This is a genomic window from Niveispirillum sp. FG148 (assembly GCF_057809655.1).
On record NZ_JBMDKJ010000030.1, the window covers coordinates 43,296 to 67,395 of the forward strand.

A 24,100-nucleotide genomic window follows, 5' to 3' on the forward strand; every position below is an offset into this window, starting at 1 on the left:
TTCACGTCCGTCGGGCATGCGCCATGGAACCCTTGCCGCCACAGGCAGAAACCGTCCCCTTTCCCCTGATCACGCTGGAAGGCCCCGCGATGGAGCGTGGCCGTCAATATGGGGCGCAGGCGGGTGAACGGATTGCGGTCTGTCTTGCCATCTATCGCGCTGCCATCGACGCCAAGGGCGTGGAATGGGAAAAGGCCCGCGCCGTGGCGCAGCGCATCCAGGAACGGCTGGAAAAATCCCACCCCGAGCAGCTGGCCGAAATGCGGGGCATCGCCGCGGGGGTGGGAGAGCCGGTGGAGGATATTGTCGCCATCAATGCCCGCACCGAACTGCTCTATGGTCTGTCGAAGGCGGCGGTGGCGAAGTCGGAACCCGATGGCTGTACCGGGGCCATCGCCCTGCCATCGGTGACGGCGGACGGGCATTTGCTGCATGGGCAGAACTGGGACTGGCGCGATGAATGCGCCGATTGCGGTGTGGTCCTGCGCATCATCCCGGAAAAGGGGCCGCGCATCCTGACCTTTGTGGAAGCCGGCATGATGGCGCGGGCCGGGCTGAACAGCGCCGGTGTGGCCATCACCGGCAATTTCCTGGAATGCGAAAAGGATGGCAGCCGCGACGGCGTGCCCATTCCCCTGATCCGCCGTGCCGTGCTGTCGCAGACGCATCTGTCGGATGCGCTGTTGACCGTGCTGCAAAGCCCGCGCGCCTTTTCCAACAATCTGATGGTCAGTCACGCCGACGGCGATGCCATTGATCTGGAAACAACCCCGGACGAGGCGTTCTGGATCGCGCCCGATGGCGGGCTGCTGGTCCATGCCAACCATTTCGTCAGTGCGCCGGCCCGCGCCAAGCTGCAGGACCGCAGCCTGCTGGTCAATGCCGACAGCCTGTACCGCGACCGACAGGTGGAGGCACATCTGCGCGCCGCCGCCGGGTCCATCACCCTGGAAACGCTGAAGGCCGCGTTCCAGGACCGCTGGGGCGCGCCACGCGCGGTCTGCCGCTCCGTCGTCTTCGGCCCAGGCGGGCGCACCTCCTCCACCGTCGCCACCATCCTGATGGATGTCACGGAACGGCGCATGTGGGTGGCCCCGCGGCCCTATGGCCCGCATTCCTATACGCGATATGATCTGGATTAAGGGGGGCCGTAATTTATGGCCCTCAGAGTTTGTCGGATTTAAATCGACCCGGACTGGCTCTCACAACCGTCACCCCAGCGAAGGCCGGGGTCCAAGTTCATAGAGCAAGGCGCCCGTGATTCTGGACCCCGGCCTTCGCCGGGGTGACGGTGGGTGAGGCTTCAGCATAAACCAGACAGTCTAGTACCCATTCGCCGAAGGCTTGACCCTTGGCGGATTGGGGGCATGCTCCGGCCGGCCCGCCGCCCCCTTTTTCATCCCACCGCGATTTCACCGACCCCGCGGGAACAGCAGGGGGTGATCAGCGTTTGCCGTTCCTGTGGGGACAGGCAATGGTCCTGGTGCAGGACCTGGCCGGACCGCAGGGGCAGGGTGCAGGTGCCACAGATGCCTTGCCCACAGGAAACGGGGACAGGCAGGCCGGCAGCCGTCAGGGCCTGGGCAAGGGTCTGGTCGGCGGGCACGGGGATGATGCGACCATCCGGCAACCGGGCGCTGAAGGGCTGTGCATCGGCCCCCGGACCGGCGGCCGTAAACCCTTCCAGATGCACCCGCGCATCGTCCCAGCCCAGATCGGCCGCAGCGCGCCGAATATCGGCCAGGAAGCGGGCGGGGCCGCAGGCCTGCACATGCGTGCCGGGCGGGGCGGATGCCATGACGGCGCGGATATCCAGGCGATGGCGGGGGACGGCATCGGCCGGGTAGAGGTGAACCCGGTTCCCCAGCCTTGCCAGCCGGTCCCGGAACAGCGCACCGGCAGCATCGCGCGTGGCGTAGTGCAAGGTGAAGGGCGCGCCGGCCTGGGCCAGCGTATCGGCCATGGCGATGATCGGCGTGATGCCGATGCCGGCGGCCAGCAACAGATGGTGCGGTGCGGACCGGTCCAGCGGGAAGCTGTTGCGCGGCTGTCCCCCGTGCACCCGGTCCCCGACACGCAGCGCATGCACCGCGCGCGAACCGCCCCGGCCGGCGGCTTCCAACTGTACCGCAATATGATAGGCGGACCGGTCGCCCGGTCCGTTGGTCAGGCTGTATTGTCGGATCAGGCCGCCGGGCAGGTGCAGGTCGATATGGGCCCCCGGTTCGGCCCGCACCGGTCGGCCGAAGGGCGCGCGCAGGCTGATCCCCACGACAGTGGCGGACAGGCGTTCAACGGCGACGACGCGCAGGGGTCGTATCGATCCATTCCGTCGCGCCAGCCAGCCCCAGGCACCGGTGACCAGCAGGCCCGAAAGACCAAGGGCGGAGAGAAGCCAGAACAGGCGCAGGGTCAGGCCGCCCACAGCCCCCGTATGGATGGGCAGCATCCATTCCATGAAGCGGCTGCCCGTTGGCATCGTCGCCTCGCTATAGCGGGCCAGGATGCCCGCGTCATAGCCGCTGACCCAGACCTGCCAGGTGGCATCCGGCCGGCCGGCGGCTTCATCCTCCAGGAACACCAGCACTACCCTGCCGCTGCCGCCGGGAAAGCGGATATTGCGGATGGGCGCACCGGGCCTGTCGGCCTTGGCAGCGGCCACCACCTGATCCAGGGGCAGCAGGGATTGACCGGCCTGTGCCGCAACCACCGGAGCGGGCTTTCCCGCCACGGGGGCGATCAGGCCGACCAGCACAGAGGTCCAGATTTTCAGGGCCACCATGATACCGGTGAAGGACAGGGTCATCAGGGGCAGGGCCGTCAGGATGCCGGTCAGGCGGTGCAGGTCGCGCAGGAACCGCACCCGCCCGCCAGTTACGGCAACCGCGAACAGGCCCCGCCCGCGTGGCCGCCCCCGCCACCACAGGATCGGCCCCGTGATGGACAGGATCAGCAGGCCAAGGCCGCTCAACCCCGCAATGGTCTGTCCATCCTTGCCCAACAGCAGCGTGTAATGCAGATCGAAGATCCATTCGACGGGCCAGCCGGCGACGGTCGCTTCCCGCTTCACCCGGCCCGTGCCGGGATCGACGGACAGGCGCCATTCGGTCCCACCCCGATCCAGGCGCAGGATATAGGTGCCCTCTGCGGTGGACGGAAAATCCACTCGCAGCAGCTTGGCGTCGGGCCGGTCGCGCAGAATACCGCTGACCAGGGTCTGCAATGGCAAGGGGGGACCGCCACCGGCGGTCAGGGCCGCATGGTGCAGAAGGTCGTTCGCTTCGTGCCGGAACAGCACAATGGCGCCCGTCAGCGCCTGCACCAGCAGAATCAGCGACAATGGCAGGCCCAGCCAGCGATGCGCCCATGCCAGCAGCCTCATGGCTCCCCCGATGACATGCGTGATGCATGAACCATAAAACAGTCTGCCGCCATGGTGCGCGCAAAGGCGGCCCCATCGCGGCAGACTATGCCGGTCATGCCATTCAGAACCGTGTCGTCACCGCGAACTTCACCGTCATGGGCAGGGACGGGCTCAACAGGTTGGCACCGGTCGCCGCCCAGTATTTCTTGTCGGTCAGGTTTTCGCCATTCAGGCGGTAGGTGACGGGATGGTCCGCGATCTCCGTGCTGTAGCGGACACCGGCATTGAAGGTCGTGTAGCCATCGATGAAGGCGGTGTTCTGATTGTTGATGGCCCGGTTGCCGACATAGAACAGACCGGCGGAGACGCCCAGTCCTTCGACCATCTCCGGCTTATATTCCGCGAACAGCGAAGCCGTGTATTTCGCCGTGTTTTCCGGGCGCTTGCCGATCACGGCCGTGCTGGCGGCCTTTTCCTGGGCGGCATCCAGATACATGGCCGTGGCGAAGACCGACAGGCGCTCCGTCACCTCGCCTGTGGCGCTGGCTTCCCAGCCCTTGAAGATGGTGCGGCCGTCCTGCACATAGCGGTTGGCGCTGTTCAGGAAGGAGGAGGCGCGGTCGATATCGAAATAGGTCAGAGAGACCATCAGGCCCTTCTGCGGTTCGATCTTGATACCGGCTTCCTTCTGCTTGGACATGGCGGGCGGCAGCACCTCACCCCCGTTTGCGGCGGTCAGCGGGGCCACCCCGCCTTCCTCCAGCCCTTCGATATAGGTGGCATAGAGGCTGATCCAGTCCTGCGGCTTCACGACGACGCCATAGGAGGGGGAGGTCTTGGTCGTGTTGTAGGGCGTGCCCGTCAGCGACTTGTTTTCATAGTCGGTATAGCGCGCGCCGACCAGCACATCGATCCAGCGATCATAGGAGACACGGTCGAAAATATAAGCACCCTGGTCCGTGATCTTGGACGGGTTGGGCACCACGCGTGCCGGCAGCGGCGTTTCGGCCACGCGGACCGGGTTATAGTAATTCTGGGCGTAGTTGACGGTCGGATTGCTGGGCGTTTCCGCCGTGCGGGTGTTGATGGTGCCACCCACCGACAATTGGTGCGTCAGCGGGCCCGTCTCAAACGCGCCGGCCAGTTCGGTGCGATAATTCTCGTTCACATAATCATTGCCGTTGGACAGCAACACCTGCAACGTTCCCGCCCCGGTGGTCAGGTTGTAGTTGCGGAACGTATTGTAATGCCGGTCGCGCGACAGATCGGACCGGCCAGCCTGCGCCGTTATCGACCAATTGTCGGCAAAGCGCCATTCGACATGGGCCATCAGGTTCAATTCGTTGGCGTCCGAATACATCCATTCCGACGACAGGCTTTTCTTCGGATCCCACAGGGGCGGCAGCACGGTGACACCATTGACGGCCGCAGGCAGGGTGATGGTCGCCGTCTCCGTGATCTTCTTATCGATATATTCCGCATCAAGACGGACCTTCACCGTCTCCACCGGGTCCCAGTCGAAGGCCACGGCTCCCACGGTGCGGTGACCATCCACCGCATCCACCCCGGTTTCCAGCCAGCCCTGTACCGCATTCACGCGCAGGCCAAACTGATCCTCTTCCCCGAACCGGCGCGACATGTCGGCATGCACGCCAACGCCGCCGAACTGATTGCCGCTCAGGGTAACCTCGTTCAGCGTGTCGCCCGTGGGGCGCTTCATGGTCAGGTTGACGATACCGGCTGGTGTCGTGAACCCGTAATAGAGCGAGGCGACACCTTTCAGTACCTCCATGCGCTCCTTGTCCTCCATGGGCAGGTCGATCTGGTTCACGATCGGCAAAGAGCCGTTCATGCGGTAGTTGCTGCGGTTTTCAACCGGGATGCCGCGGATGGCCAGGTTGGCGTAAACGGCGGGGCTGACCTGGGCATAGGTCACGCCGGCGGTATTGCGCACCGCGTCGCCCATGCTGGTCACCTGCTGCGCGTCCAGCAGATCGCGCGGCATGATATTGACCGTCAGCGGCGTATCCATCATGCGGGCACCCCGGAAGGTACCGGCCTGCACATAATCGGCGCCGAAACTGTTCTTGCGGTCGGCCGTGACAATGATCTCTTCCAGCAGGACGCCGCTGTCGGTCCCGGTCACACTCTGAGCGTTTGCAACACTAAAATACATGAATTGACCAAGAATGGTGGCACAGAGTGCTGTGCCCGCAGCGATCTTCCTCATGTCTGAAGTCCCCTGTTTGTAAATTTCGCCATCTTGTTTTGCGCCCCCTGTCCCGGTGGCTGCCTTCGGGATCGACAATAGCATTATGTTAAAACAGAAAACAATACACTTTGCGGCAAGGCGGGGAACTTCATGTGCTGGCCGCACACGCGGGGGCTCTGTTGCAAAGTTTTGAAAAAGGCGCCTGAAGGCACCAACCGGTTTGGCTGTCAGATCAGACAGGCACCCCAGTGAGCCGTGACCGTGGACCGGTGGTGGTGAGAACCTGTCAGGTGGTGGTGACAGAAAGCATCGAAACGGGGTTGGATGTGTGGCGGGTAATATCGGCGAGGACACCTCCCCTGTACCCCCTCCTGCGGCGCTGACGACATCGTCGTGGGCAAGCCGGGATCGGCGAGTAGGATCGGCTCACGTTGGCGACCCTGGGGCCCCGGCCTGCGGCCACCCCCAGGCCCGCCCGTCCGTGCTCGCGGCAACCGGCGTTCGGACGGGTTGGATCCCCGTGCCATGTGGATATCAGCGCCCCCTATTGGCTGTGCGACCTGATCTGCCGGCCACCGGCGCAGTAGAGATCATGAATGGATCCGGCTCCGCTGTTCTGGTGACGGGGAATGGGGGGCGTTGGCGCAAATGGCACCCTCCCGGAGGCCGCCACGTTTCCCTGGGGCGCGGGCTGCCCCAGACCCCGCCCCCTAAGTCAGGCGGAGAGGCGGGGAACGCCGAAGGTGGACGAGTGAAACCATGAGCGGATCGGTCATGTGGAGAGAGATTGCTCACACCTGATGCAGCTTCGCTGCGTCCTAAGTTACTGAAAAATCGAGAACGCACCGTATTCTATTAGAATACAAACCTGTATTCTCCCGTATTCTCAGCGCAAAGCAATATAGCAACACGATATAATTGGGTCGTTTGTGACCGCGAGAAGATCATGTTTGAAGAACCCCGCCACCCCCGTACCGTGCGCATGACGGACGAGCCATGGAGTGCCGCCCAGCACGCCGCGACCGCCGCGGGTTACCCCTTACAGGGGCATGGATACGTAAGCTCAGTCGAGGGCCGTCGCAGGGACCTAGCTGCACGGAGCCGCTGGTGGCGCAGGAAGCTGGGGGACGGTCCCTTGACGTAGCGCCACCTCACCCTCATCCCCTGCCCTGGATGCCTCAGCATCCGGGGCATGTCCTGCGGCGAGCCGGTTCTCATGTCATTTTATGAAACGTTTCACAGACCGTCACCAGAAGACATTGGTCGCCAGCGAAAGAAGCCACCCGGATATCGCCCGCCACCGGGATCACTGGCTGAGACTGTGGCCGGGGATCAATCCATCCGACGAGCCTAGTGATGGCGGCCTCGTTTGGCCGGCCTGATGAATTTTTCAGGCTTAATCAGACAAACTCTGACACCTCGCAACAGTGCCTCCCCCCTTGATGAGAAGGGGGCCAGGGTCACAAGCACCAAGGTTTTGGCGTTTGCGCCCCTTTTCGTATACGATAGTCTTCCCTGCAAACGGGCATGGCGTACCACAACCGCCCCCCGCCCCGCCTTCCTTTCAGGAGCCCGCCCCGTGAAGTCTGTCCCCCGCACCGCCCTGCCGCTTGCAACCCTGCTGCTTCTCGGCACGTCGGCGCTGGCGCAGAACCCGGCGCCGGTGACGCCGATGACGCCCGACATCGCCCAGTATGAGCAGATCCTGCCCTGGGCCGATTTCGTGCGCCGCGACGTGATGCTGCCCATGCGGGACGGCACCAAGCTCTACACCGTGATCCTGATGAAGAAGGGCGTGAAGTCCGCGCCCATCCTGCTGTCGCGCAGCCCCTATGACGCGCACGATTCTGCCCGGCGCGTGGCCAGTCAACGGCTGGTCGACAATGTGGAGGTGATGAACACGGAATTCGCCGACGATGGTTACATCATCGTCCTGCAGGATATCCGCGGCATGCACCGGTCGGAGGGGGAATACATCATGAACCGGCCCCTGGTGGGCCCGTTGAACAAGACCGGCATTGATGAGTCGACCGACGCCTATGACACGATCGACTGGCTGGTCAAGAATGTGCCGGAAACCAATGGCAAGGTGGGGATCATCGGCTCCTCCTACCTTGGCTTCACCACCCTGATGGCACAGATCAATCCCCATCCGGCGCTGAAGGCGGCCGTGCCGCAAAGCCCCATGGTCGATGGCTGGATGGGGGATGACTGGTTCCATAATGGTGCCTTCCGCCTGCCCTCGCTGGACTATGCCGTGGGCCAGGGTACGAACAAGGGCGATGGCGGCGGGGAACTGGCGCTGGGCAAGGGCGATGATTATACCCGCTATCTGGAGGCCGGGTCGGCCGCCGATTTCGCGCGCATGGCCGGGATCGAGCGGGTGCCCGGCGTGCGCAAGTTCCTGGAAAACCCGGCCTATACGGAATTCTGGTCCTTGCAGGCCGTCGATAAATGGCTGGCCGCCCACCCCCTGACCGTTCCCACCATGCTGGAGGTGGGTCAGTGGGATCAGGAGGACAGCTATGGCGCCCCCGCCGTTTATCGCGCGCTGGAGCCCAAGGACACAAATAACGACATGGTCACCCTGGTGATCGGTCCCTGGCGCCATTCCGGGGCCAACCATACCGGCCATGATCTGGGCGCCCTGCGCTTCACCGGCGACACGGCGCGGGAATGGCGCGTGCGTTATCTGAAGCCCTTCTTCGATCATCATCTGAAGGGTGCCGCCGACCCGCACACCCCGCCCGTACTGACCTATACGACCGGCATCAACCGCTGGCAGGAATCGCTCCGCTGGCCCATGGGCACGGCCAGGCCGCTTTATCTGGCCGCCAACGGCGCGGCGGGATTCGACCGGCCGTCAGCCGCCGGCCATGATGATTACATCAGCGACCCGGCCCACCCCGTCCCCTTCCTGCCGCGGCCCATCGACATGGGCGACGCCACGCAGTGGAAGCCCTGGCTGGTGCATGATCAGCGTTTTGTCTCCGACCGACCCGATGTCGCCCTGTGGAAGACGGCACCCCTGGAAAAGCCCGTCCACATCATGGGCGCCCCCAGGGTCGACCTCTACGCCGCCACCACGGGCAGCGACAGCGACTGGGTGGTGAAGCTGATCGATGTCTATCCCAACGACGTGCCCGAACATCCTGAACAGGGCGGCAAGCCCAGCATGGCCGGCTTTGAACTGCCCATCGGGATCGAGATTTTCCGCGGCCGCTATGTAAAGAGCTTCGCCCAGCCCTCACCCCTGAAGCCGGGAGAGGTGGTGCATTACCGCTGGTCACTGCCCGATGTTGACCATGTGTTCCTGCCGGGCCACCGGATCATGGTCCAGGTTCAATCTTCCCTGTTTCCCCTCTATGACCGCAACCCGCAGACCTTTGTCGACAACATCATGTTCGCCAAACCCACCGACTACCGCAAAGCCACTCAAAGCGTCTGGTACGGCGGCGCGACGGCCAGCACAGTGTCGTTGCCGGTGGTGGAGTGACGGGGTTCGGCATATGCCAGACGACCATGGCAGTGCAGGCCGAATTGGCCCCTGTCGGAAGATACTTGTTTGCCGACGGCGTGGACTGGGCGCGTGGGTGGCTATCGTATTGCCTTCGATTACTGCACGAAAACCATGTCGGAATGATGCGATGTGCGGAAGCAGCCAATACAGGGGTTTCCGCACATCTTGGTGGGCGATATGCGGGTGTCGTCAGATGGCGGCCGACAAACAACCGCGCTCCAGCGCGACGCCCCGATCGCCACCGGGGTCGATCCCCGCCACCTCTGCGAGGAAAAGGCCTCCGGCGCGCGCGATGACCGGCCCGGCCTCAAGCGGTGCCTATCTTTCCTGAAGTCAGGTGACATGATGGTTGTATGGAAGCTGGATCGCCTTGGGCGGTCGCTGCCTCACCTGCTCGACATCATCGCCGGACTGCGCGACGGGGGCATCCGATTCCGGTCTTTGACGGAGGGCATGGACACAAGCACCCCGCACGGGGAACTGCTATTCCACCTGTTCGGTGCGTTGGCGCAGTATGAACGCGCCCTGAATGGAGGAGCCAGCAAAGCCGCCGTGTGCCGGAACTTCGGCATTGCCCGCAGCACCTTGATCGACACGTTGAAACGCGCTGGGTGGAACGGGCCGGGCAAGGTTTCATGAACCTTAAGCAATCAACTGACACCTTCGCCCGCAGAACGCAGTAAATTTCCTAATTTCTTTTCGTTCCCCCGAGTAGTGCACGAAACTGGATTCAAATTTACATCGCATCGTATGGGTTCTCCAACGCCCACAGTTGCGACGAATTCTCATTAATAATTTTCCCGATTTAGGTATCCAAATGGATGGAGGCCAACTCTTGCCTTTTGGCCCCGTTCTGGATATTGATAGAGACCTGCTCCGCAAAATGTACGCCAACAGAAAATAGAGAAACCATGAATAAAATCCCCGATCCCCGGAATTACACCCCGAAAACTTGTAAAAAGAAATGGTCACCTCCTGAAATCAGAGATCAGACCATTAAGAGTGCTACCCAGGTCAAATCCAACAGCCCGAATGAATCAAGCCCCAACTCTGGCCCATCTTCCTGATGCCAGCCTGTCTGGTGAGTGCTTTTCAACGTTTCAAAAAATCAGGGACGGCCGTTGTTTCATTATCGAATCTGCGGTTTATCCGTTGCGTCGGATTTTGCCCTTCCTGGAATGGCCATCGCGGCAGAGAGTGTGTCACCGATAGATGTCCGCGTCAGGTGCGGTGTGACGCCGGCGAAACTGGCGACGCCAAGCCGTACCGGGGCGACGTGGCAACTGGACGATACGGCCTTTTTGTTTGAGGTTCCGCAGGTTGCCCGCTTCCTCGTCACGCGGGGAAGCGAGATCACCGTCGATCTGCATGCGACATCAACACCCACCGACGCGGCCCCCTTTCTGCTCGGCACCGGTTTTGGTGTCCTGCTTCATCAGCGCGGCCAATTGGTTCTCCATGCCGCCACCGTCGCCTATCGGGGCCGGGGGGTGGCCTTGTGCGGTGTCACCGGTGCCGGGAAATCCACTCTGGCGGCGGCATTGTGCCGGGCGGGCTGTGATTTCGTCGGCGACGATGTCGCCGCCATCCATTTCGATCAAAACGGGGCGCCGACCATCCTGCCGGATGGGCGTCAGCATCGGCTGTGGATGGACGCCGTCGAGCAGCTTGCGCTGACCGACCGTCTGGGACCGGCCGTGCGGTCCAGTATCCAGAAGTTCCACGTTGATCCGCCAAGGATGGCCAGGCAGGAACCAACGCCACTGGCCGCGATCTTCATATTGCAGACAACGAATTCGTCGGGGTTGATCGAACTGGCGCCTGCCGACGCCGCTGCGCTGCTGCGCAACGAGGTCTATCGCTCACGGCCGGCCAGCCATCTGGGGCGCGACGCCGACCTGTTCCGGCAGATCGCTGCCCTGCTTGGTCGGGTTCGGGTCTTTCTGTGCGACCGTGCCATGGATTTTGCCCTGCTGGACGGCACCGTTGCCACTGTACTGGCCCGGCTGGACGCGGCGGCATGATGGCTTGCGGGGGCAGGATCGTCTGGCTCGCGTCCTACCCGAAATCGGGGAACACATGGCTGCGTTTTCTGATCGCCAATTATCTTTCCGGCGACGCCGAGCCGATCGCCATCAACCGGATCGATCTGAACAGCCCTTATCCGATCATGAAGGATTTTCTGGAGGAGGAGAGTTTCGTTGATCCCGATTATCTCACCCTCGACGAAGCCAATCTTCTGCGTGCCCGTGTCATGGAGGATTTTGTCCGGCGATGCGGCACAGTCAAATGCATCAAGGTTCATGACAAGCGCGATGTTGGCGTTGATGGCACGCCTCTGCTGGGACGGGGGGCCGATTGGTCGGCCCTGTACATCGTCCGTGATCCGCGCGATGTGGCGGTTTCACTGGCGTTTCACAACAACATAACGATTGATCGCGCGATTGAGAAGTTGGGGAACCCCAAAAACACCATTGGTGGTTGGCGCAGAGACGACCGTAACAAGCATGTGCCGCAACGGGTTGGCGACTGGAGCGCCCATGTCGCGAGTTGGATCGACCAATCCGATCTTGCGGTCCATGTCCTGCGTTATGAAGATTTGCAGACCGATCCCATCGGCGTTTTTGCAGCAGTGGTCGCCTTTGTCGGCTGGGAAGTCCAAGGCGACCGTGTGGCACGCGCCGTTCGCTTTGCCGATTTTGGCGCGTTGCAACACCAGGAAAGCCAATCAGGTTTTTTTGAGCGTCCGTCCGATGCAGCAGCACCCTTTTTCCGCTCCGGTCGGGCCGGAGCCTGGGCCGAGGTTCTGACGGCAGCACAGATTGATGCGATCACCACCGGCCACCGCCCGATGATGGAACGGTTCGGGTATCTGTGACAGTTCTGCCTGACAGAAAGGACCGTCACTCAGGACGGTTCCCAAGTGCTTTTTATACGAGGAAACACACATGAGTAATAAATCCGGAGCTTGCGAAACCGTTCGCCGCGCCGACAATCTGCTGACCGCCGATGTCGACGGGGAACTGTTGATGATGAGCGTCGAGCAGGGTCGTTACTTCAACCTGAACGCTGTTGGTTCCCGTATTTGGGAGTTGCTGGCGGCGCCGATCACCGTTGATGGGCTGGTGGACGCGCTGACCTCAGAATATGATGTCGACCCTGCCGAGGTTCGGCCACATGTCGAACGGTTTCTGGAGGCATTGCGCAAACGCGGCCTGCTGGTCACCGCCCCTGCGGCGGCACCGGGGACGTGATGCCATCGGCGGCGGATACATCAATGATGCTGCCGTACATAGGCGATAAAGCGTAGAAGGCGCGGCAGCATCAAGGCGAGCCTGTTCAATGCCGGGCTGTCGCCCAATTCGCTGGCGCGTCGCAACGCCTCCTCCGGGGCGGGCAAGGCGCGTAAACGCTGCTCCAGCGCGTCCAGGTTAAACAAGGCGCTGACCCTTGGGTGTTCGCGCAGGTCGGGCAGCCGGCGCAGCAGCGCGTCGCGCTGCAGGGCGACAATCAGCGATGTCTCGGAAATCGGGATGTCCTTGACCGGGTTTTCACGGAGCTTGTGCGGCAGGATGCCAATCATGGCGTCGCGGTATAGCCGCCGCGAAACGCCGCCGCGCAGGAACAGCGCACTTGGCAATGACAGCGAAAATTCGATCACCCGCCGGTCAAGCAGGGGAAACGCCGCAGCAATGCCGGTGCGGGCACCGGTCAGCGCCCAATGTTCGGGACGCCGCGTCAAAATCTGACTGTTCAGCAGACGAACATGGTTGGCGACGGCGTCGGGCCCCAATGGCGGCGGCGGTGGGGTGACACCATCCATCGCCTCCGGACGCAACAGCCGTGTCAGGACCACGGGCGGCGAACTGTCCGGCACCTTGCCGCGCAGGCGTCGGGCGAAGGTCTGCACTGCTTCTGGCAGCAGATAGCTGAGGACATCGCCGCGCAGTGTCGCCGCCATCGAACCGCCCACCATAAGGGAGCGCGCCCGGATCTCGCGCGCCAGCAGCCACCAGCGCCCGGCCAGGAAGGCCTCGGCCAGGGCACCGCGACCGTTGAAGGAAGCGCCCTGGTCTCCCCCCCAGCCGGAGAAAAATACACCGGCCCCGCGCGCCGCCGCATCCATGCAGACCCATGCATCCGGATCGGCAGGGTCGAACGGCAGGGGTTGATCACAATCCATGCGCGGCAGCAGGAAATCCAGCGGCGGTCCAATGCGGGCGGGAATGCTGGTAATGTCCGGCTCCTGATCCAGCACCGCTTGAACGCGCTGGCCTTCGCCATCCGGCGCGTAATCTCCGTGCGGCGTCGGCAGGAACGGGTAGGCGAGCAAGGCTTGTCCCGTCCCGCGCAACGCGCGGGCGGCCAGGACGGTGATGGAGGGAGAATCCAGCCCGCCGCTCAAATGCGTCGCCACCGGCCCGGCTGCGGGCAGACGGACGCGCACCGCCTGGGTGACCAGGGCCGCCATCTCCGCGGCGGCCGCCTCCGGGCGGCACTGGTTCCGACCGGCGGTCGCCGGGCAGATTTGCCAATGCTGCCCGCTCTGCCGCCGCTGCGCCGATAGCGCCAGCCAGGTGCCCGGTGCAAGCCGTTCAACCCTACGAAACACCGATCGGTTGTCCGGCGTCTCCCGCATCAACAGCGTGCTCAGCAGGGCGGGTTCATCCAGTTCCCGCGCGACAAGGCCGCTGGCGTGCAGACCACGCGGCAGCGAGGCAAAGGCAAAGGTACGGCCCGGTCGATCATTGATGAACAGGGGCCGGACCCCCATACCGTCACGGGCGCAGAGCAGCGTCTGGTCGCGCGGGCTCCAGGCGGCCAGGGCGAAATCGCCGACGATGCCGCCAAGCCCGCCATCGGACCGGTCGCCACGGCGTTCCAGCGCATGCAGCAGGGCGGCTTCGTCGGTCCTTCCATCGGCTCCTTCATAGAGCCGGGCGTCGGCCGCCAGGACCAGGCCGCCGCTGCCCCCTGGCAGGCAGGTGGCTGGGGGTGCGCCGTGCGCCGGGTCGGTGGCGGGCGCGAAATCAAGCGTGGCGAGCGCGACCGGTCCTTCGGCAAACCGGGCCACCGCCGGGGTCAGGCCCGGCTCGATCATGGCGGCGACCATGGTGGCAAGCCGCCCGGCCTCTGCCGGTCGGCCATCAAGATGCAGGAAGCCGCAGATCAATCGCATTATTCATTTCCGTACTGGGGACGATGCTGCAGGGTCAATCAAGTGACCCGCCAAAGTCGATATCGACATAATGCAGCAGCAGCACCCAACTATGCTCACCAGGCGGCAGGGGCGGCCGTCCATGCGGGATGTCGCAGCCACGGAACAGAATGCCGCCGCCGATCGTCTGAAAGCAGTCGACCGGCGGCGCGGCTGGATCCAGATAGAGGTGAACCGGCCACGGCGACCGCCCTTCCGGCGGCAGCGGCTGGTGGTCGATCTGCAAGGATAATGTGTACTGGCATTGCGGCCGGTCACGATGCCGGGGGAGATCCGTTCCCCCGCCATAAAGCGAGGCATAGGCGTAGCTGGGCTTGATCGGGCTGCCGACAATCCGCTCGACCGTTTCCCGCAACGCGTTCAGCGCCACCCTTCCGGCCGGGTCATTGTGGGCGTAATGCCGGTTGGCCTGACGGTCGCCATGCTTCAGCTTTCCCGCCGACACCGATGCCCGGTAATGGTCGCTCAAGAGCTGCCGCGCATCGGGCGTCACCAATTCAGGCAGCAGGATGTAGCCATCCTGGATAAATCTGTCATGCGCCCCGGTGACGTCGGGCGACACGAACGGTGCGGCACATTCCTGCGGCAACAAGATCAGACCCGCCTGCCACAGGGCCATCGCTTCAGCCGCAGACAGGTGTCCGCCACCTGCCGCGTCGCCGCTCAAAAAGCGCAGTGCCGCGTCAAATCCCGGCGTCTCGCCCCGGCTCAACCGTCCCTGGACGAAGCCGCGTGTCCGCGAATAGCTGGCGACGTCAATATGGTCGGTGGTGCCAGCCTCACTGTGGATCACCGCGTCGGCCAGGGGATTGGCCCTATAGGCGGACGGAATCATGATGTGCATCGGCTCCGATACCAGCAATTGATGGCGAACCGCTGATCCATGAACGCACCGGACGGGCAGGAGACCGGCCGTACCTCGTGCGGTGCCCAGGAGGGGAACAGCAGCAGCATGTCCTGTTCCGGTGTGATGTCGATGAAACACCCGCCTTCTTCAGGCGGCAGGATGGCGTGCAGCCGCAACGCACCGCCGCTATAGTGTTGTGGCTCCCTGTGGAAATAGAGCACGCTGGTTAATGCCCGATCCGTCGCCCGGTCGATGGTACCGGGTTGGGTGTCGATATGCCGCTGGTAAAAGGCACCGTCGCCATGCGCGACAATCTCCATCTCCAACTGCCCCAGATCAAGGGTAGACAGGCGCAGATCGGCCACCATCGGGTCCAGAATCGCCAGGAAGCGCGCGTCCAGCACCTCGCGCAGGTCGCCGAAATCGCGCAGAAGCCGGGAGACGCGGATCTCGGGATCAGTTCTCCCACCATTAAGCTGTGTGGGCGTGAACATATCCTGTCTGGCATCGACATGGGCCAACAGCCGGGCGATCAGATCGGGACCGAGAAAGTTGCGGATCACCCGGTGGGGGGCTGGCTGCGCGAAGGCGCGGGGGGCGGATTCTGTGCTCATGCGGCCCTACTGTACAATCTTTCGGCGGCGTTTTGTGGGTCATTCAGGATGCTCGATCCCCGCCGCAGGGAAGAACGTCCAACGCCACGCATATTCGCAACGCGTCCACACCGGTGGGCACCGTGCGATGCCCAAGGAACGAGGGGAAGATCAGCAGCGTTCCTTCCTGCGGCTCCACGCGCCAGCACGGGAAATCGGGCAAGGATTGCCCGATGGCCGGCGGCCAGGGCCCGAAGACCAGGGCACCCGCGGCTTCGCCTCGTGACGCGTTCGGTGGCGCGTCCGGTGGCGTGCCCTGGGGAATGCGGATGTAATAAACGACGCTCAGCCAGCCCCGTGGATGGATGTGGGTTTCTTCGTGCCCATCGTCCGAGAGCACCAGCGCCCAGCCTTGCAGCCTTGCTTCTGGCGGGCGATTGGCAATCAGCGGGTGCGGTATGTCGAGACGCTCTGCCAGATATTGGTCGACCTGCCGGCGAATGACGGCGAGTAGGTTGCGGATGGCCGGATGCTCGACGCTGGCCAGTCCCTCAAGGCGTAGATTGCGCCCGCGTGTCGGCCGGATCGCCGGCGACGGGGTCAGTGCCGGATGGGTCAGAATTGCCCTCGCCAGTTCCGCATTATCGACCAGCCCGCAATCCAGGTCGATCCGGCGGCATAGACGTGCCGGGTCGATCAGGTGCAGGACCTCCGCCGTCCGCCCGGCCTGGGACAGTGCGGCCGACAGATAGGCGAGGTGGAGGGTGGAGCCGACCCCATTATCGATGGCCTGCTGACACAGCGTAATCAAGGCGTCAGCGGCATCACGCGTCAGGCAATCATTTGCAAAGGCCTCCAGCACCGTGCTGTCACCTGGATCTTCATCCAGCGCCTGCACCGCGGCGGCGCGGGCCTCCTCGATCCGGTTCAGGGCATAGAGGGCAAGAAGCCTTTGTCGGCGCGCGTCCGGCATGGTTGCGGCAACCCCAGGGTCCAGCACCTGCAAAGCCAGCGCCGGATCACCGCAGGCGATGGCAGCCTGTGCCAGTTCGCATGCCAGCGCCGGCGTCAGCTCGCCTGTTTCTGCGCGTGGCGACAGCAGATCGCAAATCTCCGTCCATCGCTGATCGTCGCGCAGGCCAACCGCAAGGTCGCGCAGAAGATCGGGGCGGTCGGGGCATGCGGCAATGGCGGCGCGCAGCAGCGGCAGGAAGGACCGGGCGGGTAGATTTGGGCTGGGCTGATCCATCCGCCAGGCGATCTGATCACGTTCCTGGCGGCGGTGTCGGTGCGGCGTGGTCATCCTGTCCTCTGGCACATCCGGCCGTTTTTATCATACGGCAACGGCAGATAGCATAATGAAGGGATCATCGCTGAGCGGGGCCTTGTTTCCACTATCCTGTAACGGCGCGCCGGATGGCAGAATCATCATTATATTCTGACAGGATAGGGTAGAAAAGCCGGGTGACGGCGACCTCGTGTGGAATATGCTGACAACGTCGGAGCGGCGTTTGATCTCGCCATTAAGACGTGCGGTGGGTTTGTGCTTTGGATCTTGGCCCGGCGTTCGCGGGGAAAGGTCGTATAGGCAGCATGAATCGCGCCGGGATTGTCGGCGGCTCCAACTCCTGAGAGGATGGGGCTATCATGAGCAAGACGACGAACAAGTTTTCAGCTGAGGTCCGCGAGCGGGCTGTCCGGCTGCTTCATCGGGGACAGTTTCAGGTCTGTGGTTCCCCTCAAATCACCCTGACTTCCCGTTCAATCGCCTTGAAGCTTTTGCCCAGGCTTTCGATGCGCAAATCCACATCAATGGAACCCCTCGTTCCATTCCTTGTCGACTAAGGGGAGTGGCGGCCGCCGGGAACGTGATCTTTCGCCTTTCGCCTATGTTGACGTTTTTGATACAACTACATCTTGATAAAGGGATGTGCTCCTCGAATCTGTATGAAGGCTGAGACGTGTCGAAAATGGCGGTGATCACCGGTGATCTGGGTGCCCGATGACGGTTCGCCCTTCCTCAGACACAGCGTTGATCCTTGGTATTGGTGGCCAGGATGGGGCTTTTCTGGCCCGCCAGCTGTTGGCGATGGGGGTGCGTGTTCATGGCGGTTCACGCGATGCGACGGCCCGGACCTTTACCGGATTGGCACGGGTCGGCTGTCTTGATCGGGTGACGCTGCATACAATAGACCCCACCAATCGTGCGGTCGTTACGGACGCACTGGAGACCATCCGGCCTTCTATGATCTTTAATCTGGCGGCCCAATCCTCTGTTCATCGATCCTTTGAGCGTCCCGGCGAAACCGTGGACGGCATCGTGACGGGGGCCGTTACCGTTCTGGAGGCAATCCGCCGTACCCGGCTCGATTGCCGGTTCCTGAACGCCTCATCCAGCGAATGTTTTGGCGACGCGGGCGGCAAGCCGGCTGATGAGGGCACCATCTTTCGTCCATGCAGCCCCTATGGCATAGCCAAGGCGGCTGCCCACTGGACGGTCGCCCATCATCGCGAGACTTATGGACTGTTTGCCTGTTCAGGTATCCTGTTCAATCATGAATCCCCGCTGCGCCCGGATCATTACGTGACCGCCAAGGTGGTGCGCGGGGCCGCTGACATTGCTGCCGGCCTGACCGATAGCTTGAGACTGGGCGATCTGGACATTGAACGCGACTGGGGATGGGCGCCGGAATATGTCGCGGCCATGGTTGCAATGATCGGCGCCGACACGCCCCAGGACCTGGTGATTGCCACCGGCCGTCACGTCAGCCTGCGCAGCTTCGTTGCCATGGTCTTCGACGCATTCGGTCTTGATTGGCGCCGCCATGTCGTTGCTGGCGCCTCCCCCCCGCGACCGCACGACCCGAAGATCATTGCCGCCAATCCGGCACTGGCCCAGACGCTGCTCGGTTGGCGCGCCGAGGTGGATGTGGCTGGGGTGGCGGCGCGGCTGGCAGCGGCGGAACAGCGTCGTCGGGCCGGTGACGACGGCTTGCTGGACTTGGCCTGAAGTCCCTCAGCCGGCGGGCGGCGCCGTCCGGCGGCTTGGCTCACGCCGCATGGGCGGTACGGCGGCAACTGCCGCCGTACCGCGAGTCAACTATTCCCCCCGCATCTCCTCGATCAGCGCCTGCGCCACATCGCGACCGTCGCGGATGGCGTAGTTGGTGCCCCGATCTTCGGGATAAATCTGGGCCATGGTGGCAATCTGCACGTTGGCCAGTGGCGTGCAGCGGTCGGGCACGAGACTGGAGTAGCCGCGTTCGGCAATGGGCTGGGCGTAGGGTGCCTTCCAGAGGGCAAAATCCTTGATCCAGGCCCGCTCCAACTGCGGGAACATCCGCTGGAGATGGCCAAGCGCGTAGTCCAGATAAACCTTGTCCTCGTAATCCCATACGGGATCTTCCCGCGCCATGTAGCGCGACAGATAGACGATATGGCGTCCCTGATAAGCGGCAGGATCGTCGAAATTGGTGTGTTCGATCACCCCGACGAACGGAAATCCGGGGTCGTTGACGTTCAGCCAATAAGTTGGTGACAGGGAACGGTCCAGTTCCAGCAGCAGACAGGCGTTGCCCAGATACTTCACGCGTCGCAGGCTGGCGATCCAGACGGGATCAACGCCCGGCACATCCGTGAACCAGTCGGCGATGATCGGCAGGGCAGGGGTGAATAGGAACTGCCTCGCCCGTATCTCACTTCCGTCCGTGCATTTCAACGCAGCCACCCGGCCATCTTCCACCAGGGCCCGCGTAATACGGACGCGGTATCGAACCACGCCGCCATGATGCGTCGCGTCGTCCGCCATTGCCTGTGCCAGGTCGCCGAACCCCCCCTTGAAATAGGCCAGCCGTTCGCCGCCACGGCGGTCGCGTGTGCCGCCGCGCAGGGCCAGCTTTTTCCACATCCAGACAGCGCCAACATCATCGGCATGGATGGAGAATTTATGCTCCAGCAATGGCTGCCAGACGATGCGGAACGCTTCCCGGCCGCACAGCGGTTCCAGCCATTCGCGCACCGACAGATGTTCGATGGCCCGCCAATTCCTGATCCGCCGCACCTGAAACACCAGAAGGCCCAGGCGGATGCGGTCGATGAAGGACAGCGGCTTGAAGGTCAGCAGGTCCAGAGGCGTCGACAGGCGCCAAATCTGCTTGTTGTAATACATGCCAGTGCGCGACGGCGCGGTGTGGATGCGGTCCTGCAGGCCCAGTTCGCCGATGATCTCTGGCAGATGGGTGTCGCTGTCGAACCAGTGGTGATAAAATTTCTCCACCGTGACCCCATCGGCGAGGCGGCAGGAGGAGGCCAGCCCGCCGGGCCCTTCATCTGCTTCGACCACGAGCACCGATTTTCCCGCCCGTGCCAGTTTCATGGCGGCAGCAAGCCCGGTGAAGCCGGCTCCAACGACGCAGACATCGTAAATCTTCGCTTCGTCGCTCATCACGCGGCGGTCTCCACAGATGCAGCGCGGAAGGTGATGCGCCGGTTAAGGGTGAATTGCAGGACCGCGACAATCGGCAGGGTCATGGCTTTGGCGATGGCCTCGTCCATCCCCGCCGATCCCACCAGCAGCAGCAGCAGCAGGGCCGACGCCGCCCAGCCGGTTCCGGCCACGGCGAAGAACAGAGCCAGTCGTTGGCCCACCCGATCGCGGACTTTGAAGGTCAGCAGGCGATTGAGGATGAAGCTGACCAATGTTCCCAGGGCGTAACCGGCGATATTGGCGGCCTGATAATGGACCCCAACAGCACCCAGAGCGAGAAAGGTGGCATAATCCAGCCCTGCGCCAGTGCCACCACAGGCGAGGTAGCGCAGGAATTGCGGCATGGTCCGGGTCATCGACAGCGGCTTTCCTTTGCCAGGGAGTGTGTTCGTGCCCGCGCGCCCACCGTTTCGGCCACCATATATTGCGGCTTGCCGTTTACAGAAAGGGACAGGCGGCCAAGATATTCGCCGATCAGCCCCAGAGCCGCCAGTTGCCCGCCTCCCAGCAGCAAAACAACCAGGATGAACGCGGCAGAACTGTCCACTGAACCATCCTTCACATAGGTCAACAGCAGCAGCGCCGCCGCCAGCAACCCGCCGGCCATGACCAGCAACCCCCCATACAAGGCCAGGCGCAGCGGGGCGACGGAAAAGCCGGTGGCCATGGACGCCCAGAGGGCAATGGACTTTCTCAGATTAAAGCCGCCTCTCCCCTCGCACCGCGGGTGATGTTCCACGCTGACGGTTGCAATATTGACAGCGGCCGACAGGATCAGCCCATCCATATAGACGAACGGTCCGGCATACCGAACGACTTCATCGACGAGGCCCCGGTCGAGCGCCCGGAATGATGACAGGTAAAGGTCCTTGGGCTTATCCAGCAGACGAACCGCGACAATATCGTTGAACCGGCTGCCCAACCGCTTCCAGGCGGCGTGACGCTGCTGGGCATAACGCACATAGCAGACATCGGCACCGGCGGCGACCGTGCGATACAAGGCCGGAACATCTTCCGGCGCGTGCTGCAGATCGTCATCCATGGTGACGATCACCCGCCCGGCGGCGACCCGCAACCCGGCAAGCACGGCCGGATGCTGTCCGGCATTCCGCCGCAGCCGCACACATGTCATGAAGGGATATTCCGCGGTCAGCCGGCGCAGAACCGACCAACTGTCGTCGGGGGAGGCGTCACAAACAAAAATCGCCTCTGCCCGTCCCTTGAGGTCAGGGTCCGTTTCCAGCGTGGCCGCCATGCGGCGCACCAGTTCCGGCAGGATGGTCGCGCTGCCATAGACCGGAACGACGATCGAGAGTGCCATGTCGGCGGGGAGGGGCTGGTCAACCGACACGCCGCTGCTCCCCGGTTACCAGGGGCGACGCCTTCAGCAAGTGCGCCCATGTCATCTGCAATCCCGTCGACAGGTCGATCCTGGGTGCCCAGGCCAGACCGGCGGCGGCCGCGCGAATATCCAGCACGTTGGCCGGAACGTCGAAGTCCCGTCCGGGGTGACGGTTGACCAGTGGTGTCCTCCCGACAAGGTCGGTGAGTGCCGCCAGCAGATCATTGAGGCTGTGGCCGACGCCGCATCCGACATTGAATAAGCGAGTCTTGCCGTGCGGTTCGACAGCGGCGATCAGTGCGCGCACCAGATCATCCACATGCAGATAATCGCGTATCACCGACCCATCGCCCCACATATCGATCGGTCGGCCATGCAGCATGCGCCCCAGAAACACTCCAACCGCGCCCTGTGCCGCCTCCAGCCGCTGGCCCGGGCCGTAGAGATTGCTGGCCCGCAGGATGCAGTAATCCATGCAATACAGGGCATGTTGCAGGTGGAGATATTTTTCCACCGCCAGACGGCTAATGCCATAGGCGCATAAAGGGTCGGTCGGATGGCTTTCGTCGATCGGTAAATACCGGGCGCGGCCATAAACCGTGCCTCCTGACGACAGATAGATGATCTTGCGTACACCCGCCCGTCGGCAGGCGTCGAATATCGTCAGTGAGCCGAGGATGGCGCTGGTCGCATCTTCTGTCGGACGTTCGTTGGAGGTTTGCGGAATGGTCGATGACAGCAAATGGAAGCAGACATCCACCCCCGCCGTTGCCCGGTGCAAATCCTCCGCTGTCATGGCGTCACCGACGACATGTTCCACCCCCACCGCTTCCGGTCCCGCCATGGTTGCGGCTGCGGGCACCGGTGCTCGGTCGAAACTGCGTACGGTGTAACCTGCCGCGGACAACCCGGCCACCAGACGGGACCCGACGAAGCCGCGCCCCCCCAACACCAGATGACAACGCGGTGCATGGGGGGGGGCCGTCGATGCGGGCGGCGATGGAGTTGGGCTGGTCACGATTTTTCCCCTGCCATGTCAGTTGCGCCCCAGAACATGGCGGTAGACGGCCACCGTGTCCGCGGCCGTCCGTTCCCACGTCAGCGCGGCCGCGCGGCGCAGTCCGGCGTCGATCGCGCCGGCTCGCCAAGCCGCGTCGGTCAATCCCTGAACCAGATGCTGCGAAATGTCGCCTTCGTCCAGCGGGTCGGCCAGCAATGCGGCACCACCGGCCACCTCCGGCATTGTTGAGGCGTTGGAGGTCAATACGGGTGTGCCACAGGCCATTGCCTCAAGCACGGGCAATCCGAACCCCTCATACATCGACGGATAGGCGAACAGTCGGGCCCCACCATAGAGGGCCGGCAACCGGCCTTGGGGTACGAACCCCAACAGCCGACCCCAGCCGTCATTCTCCATCGCGGTGATCTTTCGCAGCAAGCCGGCGTTGCGCCAACCCGCAGCTCCGGCCAGGATCAGCGGATATTCCCGCCGCAGGTCGAGCGGCAGTGCGGCGTAAGCATCAATCAGCCGGGACAGGTTCTTGCGCGGCTCTGTGGTCGCGACCGATAGGCAATAACCGCCTTCACGCAGACCATAGGCGGCCAGGACATCGTGGCGTTCCTGTTCCGTCGTCAGCCCGAATGGCGGCCCCACGCCCAGCGGTACGACACTGACCCGCTCGCGCGCCACCCCCAGGCTGTTGACGATATCCTGCCGCGTGACCGTCGCGTCGGTCAGGATGTGAAAGCCCCGGCGCACCGCTTCGTCCAGCATCAGCCCAACCCGCTCGACGCGGGTGCGCGGGTGCGTCTCCGGGTGAAACATCGTCGACAGGTCATGGATGGTCACCACCGTTGGCAAACCGGTACTGGGCGCGAAAAAGCTGGGACCGTGGACCACGACATTGCGTGCGCCGGCGTACCGCCGCAGACGGGCAGCGAAAATGGTGCGGCGGACGCGCTCTACGGCGGGCGCGGTGAAGGGCGCATGTCGCAGGGCCGCCTTGACGGGTGCCGCAGGATCGAACGAAAAGCCGGCGCGCCGCCGGCAGGAGGCATCTTTGCCATCCGCTGTTTCGTTGAGCTGCGCCGTCAGTTCCTCCGGCAACTTCGCACCATTCAGGGTCATCGCCGTCAGGTGCGTCTGAAAAGCACCGGAGGAGAGGCGGCGAGCCAGTTCCCAGCTATAGCGCCCGACCCCGGTCAAGGGCGGTGTAACGGCATCAGCCAAGAAAACAACCTCAAGAGGCGATCCGTCATCCGACAATCGGCCCACCCTCTCCGTACGGGTCTCTGCCCACTCGATATCCAGATTAATTGATAAAGGAAAACACGCCAACAAGATGCGGAAGAACTGAACAATATTTCCTGCGGCGCGGCCGTTGGATGGTGCTTTTTGCCTTTAGCAGACCTCTCTCCGGCCCTGCAACCTGATGACGCGTCTTCGATCCGCGTAGGTGCGCAGGCTTGTCATAGGGCACCCTTCAGTTGCCCCCGCCGAACTACCGGACACGCCTCA

At 63.2% G+C, this 24,100-nt stretch carries 18 protein-coding genes; 7 read left to right on the top strand and 11 right to left on the bottom strand.

All coding sequences use genetic code 11. The features are described 5' to 3' along the window. Nucleotides 1-23 precede the first annotated feature (23 nt). Nucleotides 24-1,142 carry a C45 family autoproteolytic acyltransferase/hydrolase gene (locus ACODTW_RS23210; RefSeq protein WP_488948502.1) on the top strand — a complete coding sequence of 373 codons (1,119 nt, stop codon included), beginning with the start codon at nucleotides 24-26 and terminating at the stop codon, nucleotides 1,140-1,142. A gap of 254 nt (nucleotides 1,143-1,396) precedes the next feature. Here the strand turns inward: ACODTW_RS23210 and ACODTW_RS23215 are convergent, their stop codons facing one another. Together ACODTW_RS23215 and ACODTW_RS23220 are read right to left on the bottom strand one after the other, a co-directional pair. Continuing rightward, nucleotides 1,397-3,382 (bottom strand): PepSY domain-containing protein, encoded by a 1,986-nt coding sequence (locus ACODTW_RS23215; RefSeq protein WP_488948503.1) that lies wholly within the window; start codon nucleotides 3,380-3,382, stop codon nucleotides 1,397-1,399. A gap of 103 nt (nucleotides 3,383-3,485) precedes the next feature. Then, a complete protein-coding gene (locus tag ACODTW_RS23220) occupies nucleotides 3,486-5,510 on the bottom strand; it encodes a TonB-dependent siderophore receptor (protein WP_488948504.1) in 2,025 nt (674 codons plus the stop codon). A gap of 1,645 nt (nucleotides 5,511-7,155) precedes the next feature. Here ACODTW_RS23220 and ACODTW_RS23225 point away from each other — a divergent pair. The 5 genes from ACODTW_RS23225 (at nucleotide 7,156) to ACODTW_RS23245 (ending at nucleotide 12,350) form a co-directional block, all read left to right on the top strand. Next, the gene (locus ACODTW_RS23225; RefSeq protein ID WP_488948505.1) at nucleotides 7,156-9,072 is read left to right on the top strand and encodes a CocE/NonD family hydrolase; all 1,917 of its coding nucleotides are present in this window, start codon (nucleotides 7,156-7,158) and stop codon (nucleotides 9,070-9,072) included. 192 nt (nucleotides 9,073-9,264) lie between these two features. Further along, nucleotides 9,265-9,735 (top strand): recombinase family protein, encoded by a 471-nt coding sequence (locus ACODTW_RS23230; protein WP_488948523.1) that lies wholly within the window; start codon nucleotides 9,265-9,267, stop codon nucleotides 9,733-9,735. A 593-nt stretch (nucleotides 9,736-10,328) separates the two neighbouring features. Then, on the top strand, nucleotides 10,329-11,120 hold the full coding sequence (locus tag ACODTW_RS23235; protein WP_488948506.1) for a hypothetical protein: 792 nt from the start codon (nucleotides 10,329-10,331) through the stop codon (nucleotides 11,118-11,120). Continuing rightward, the gene (locus tag ACODTW_RS23240; protein WP_488948507.1) at nucleotides 11,117-11,974 is read left to right on the top strand and encodes a sulfotransferase domain-containing protein; all 858 of its coding nucleotides are present in this window, start codon (nucleotides 11,117-11,119) and stop codon (nucleotides 11,972-11,974) included. The genes ACODTW_RS23235 and ACODTW_RS23240 overlap by 4 nt, the downstream gene beginning before the upstream one ends. Before the next feature lie 70 nt (nucleotides 11,975-12,044). Continuing rightward, the gene (locus tag ACODTW_RS23245) at nucleotides 12,045-12,350 is read left to right on the top strand and encodes a lasso peptide biosynthesis PqqD family chaperone (RefSeq protein ID WP_488948508.1); all 306 of its coding nucleotides are present in this window, start codon (nucleotides 12,045-12,047) and stop codon (nucleotides 12,348-12,350) included. 20 nt (nucleotides 12,351-12,370) lie between these two features. Here the strand turns inward: ACODTW_RS23245 and ACODTW_RS23250 are convergent, their stop codons facing one another. From ACODTW_RS23250 to ACODTW_RS23265, 4 genes are read right to left on the bottom strand one after another with little or no spacing between them, the layout of a single operon-like run. Continuing rightward, a complete protein-coding gene (locus ACODTW_RS23250; RefSeq protein ID WP_488948509.1) occupies nucleotides 12,371-14,275 on the bottom strand; it encodes an asparagine synthase-related protein in 1,905 nt (634 codons plus the stop codon). Nucleotides 14,276-14,309: 34 nt separating this feature from the next. Beyond that, nucleotides 14,310-15,158, bottom strand: a complete 849-nt coding sequence (locus ACODTW_RS23255; RefSeq protein ID WP_488948510.1) for a hypothetical protein — start codon at nucleotides 15,156-15,158, stop codon at nucleotides 14,310-14,312. After that, nucleotides 15,146-15,775, bottom strand: coding sequence for a 2OG-Fe(II) oxygenase (locus ACODTW_RS23260; RefSeq protein ID WP_488948511.1), 630 nt, complete (start codon nucleotides 15,773-15,775; stop codon nucleotides 15,146-15,148). The genes ACODTW_RS23255 and ACODTW_RS23260 overlap by 13 nt, the downstream gene beginning before the upstream one ends. A gap of 43 nt (nucleotides 15,776-15,818) precedes the next feature. Continuing rightward, the gene (locus ACODTW_RS23265; RefSeq protein WP_488948512.1) at nucleotides 15,819-17,057 is read right to left on the bottom strand and encodes a 2OG-Fe(II) oxygenase family protein; all 1,239 of its coding nucleotides are present in this window, start codon (nucleotides 17,055-17,057) and stop codon (nucleotides 15,819-15,821) included. A gap of 699 nt (nucleotides 17,058-17,756) precedes the next feature. Here ACODTW_RS23265 and ACODTW_RS23270 point away from each other — a divergent pair. Beyond that, the gene (locus ACODTW_RS23270) at nucleotides 17,757-18,764 is read left to right on the top strand and encodes a GDP-mannose 4,6-dehydratase (protein ID WP_488948513.1); all 1,008 of its coding nucleotides are present in this window, start codon (nucleotides 17,757-17,759) and stop codon (nucleotides 18,762-18,764) included. Nucleotides 18,765-18,854: 90 nt separating this feature from the next. Here ACODTW_RS23270 and ACODTW_RS23275 read toward each other — a convergent pair whose 3' ends face one another. The 5 genes from ACODTW_RS23275 to ACODTW_RS23295 are packed head-to-tail and all read right to left on the bottom strand — an operon-like array spanning nucleotide 18,855 to nucleotide 23,812. After that, on the bottom strand, nucleotides 18,855-20,198 hold the full coding sequence (locus ACODTW_RS23275; RefSeq protein WP_488948514.1) for an NAD(P)/FAD-dependent oxidoreductase: 1,344 nt from the start codon (nucleotides 20,196-20,198) through the stop codon (nucleotides 18,855-18,857). Continuing rightward, nucleotides 20,198-20,596 (bottom strand): GtrA family protein, encoded by a 399-nt coding sequence (locus ACODTW_RS23280; RefSeq protein ID WP_488948515.1) that lies wholly within the window; start codon nucleotides 20,594-20,596, stop codon nucleotides 20,198-20,200. Before ACODTW_RS23280 ends, ACODTW_RS23275 begins: the two co-directional genes overlap by 1 nt. Next, complete coding sequence (locus tag ACODTW_RS23285; RefSeq protein WP_488948516.1) at nucleotides 20,593-21,591, bottom strand: glycosyltransferase family 2 protein; 999 nt, start codon at nucleotides 21,589-21,591, stop codon at nucleotides 20,593-20,595. The genes ACODTW_RS23280 and ACODTW_RS23285 overlap by 4 nt, the downstream gene beginning before the upstream one ends. Further along, nucleotides 21,581-22,600: an NAD-dependent epimerase/dehydratase family protein gene (locus tag ACODTW_RS23290; RefSeq protein ID WP_488948517.1), complete on the bottom strand. Its 1,020-nt coding sequence runs from the start codon at nucleotides 22,598-22,600 to the stop codon at nucleotides 21,581-21,583. Before ACODTW_RS23290 ends, ACODTW_RS23285 begins: the two co-directional genes overlap by 11 nt. Nucleotides 22,601-22,618: 18 nt before the next feature. Then, the gene (locus tag ACODTW_RS23295; protein ID WP_488948518.1) at nucleotides 22,619-23,812 is read right to left on the bottom strand and encodes a glycosyltransferase family 4 protein; all 1,194 of its coding nucleotides are present in this window, start codon (nucleotides 23,810-23,812) and stop codon (nucleotides 22,619-22,621) included. Between the last annotated feature and the right edge of the window lie 288 nt (nucleotides 23,813-24,100).

Excerpts from the sequence above, each read along its gene's own strand:
- ACODTW_RS23210 (WP_488948502.1), top strand. The coding sequence starts at position 24 with ATGGAACCCTTGCCGCCACAGGCAGAAACCGTCCCCTTTCCCCTGATC.
- ACODTW_RS23215 (WP_488948503.1), bottom strand. The coding sequence starts at position 3,382 with ATGAGGCTGCTGGCATGGGCGCATCGCTGGCTGGGCCTGCCATTGTCG.
- ACODTW_RS23240 (WP_488948507.1), top strand. The coding sequence starts at position 11,117 with ATGATGGCTTGCGGGGGCAGGATCGTCTGGCTCGCGTCCTACCCGAAA.
- ACODTW_RS23245 (WP_488948508.1), top strand. The coding sequence starts at position 12,045 with ATGAGTAATAAATCCGGAGCTTGCGAAACCGTTCGCCGCGCCGACAAT.
- ACODTW_RS23250 (WP_488948509.1), bottom strand. The coding sequence starts at position 14,275 with ATGCGATTGATCTGCGGCTTCCTGCATCTTGATGGCCGACCGGCAGAG.
- ACODTW_RS23255 (WP_488948510.1), bottom strand. The coding sequence starts at position 15,158 with ATGCACATCATGATTCCGTCCGCCTATAGGGCCAATCCCCTGGCCGAC.
- ACODTW_RS23260 (WP_488948511.1), bottom strand. The coding sequence starts at position 15,775 with ATGAGCACAGAATCCGCCCCCCGCGCCTTCGCGCAGCCAGCCCCCCAC.
- ACODTW_RS23265 (WP_488948512.1), bottom strand. The coding sequence starts at position 17,057 with ATGACCACGCCGCACCGACACCGCCGCCAGGAACGTGATCAGATCGCC.
- ACODTW_RS23270 (WP_488948513.1), top strand. The coding sequence starts at position 17,757 with ATGACGGTTCGCCCTTCCTCAGACACAGCGTTGATCCTTGGTATTGGT.
- ACODTW_RS23275 (WP_488948514.1), bottom strand. The coding sequence starts at position 20,198 with ATGAGCGACGAAGCGAAGATTTACGATGTCTGCGTCGTTGGAGCCGGC.
- ACODTW_RS23280 (WP_488948515.1), bottom strand. The coding sequence starts at position 20,596 with ATGACCCGGACCATGCCGCAATTCCTGCGCTACCTCGCCTGTGGTGGC.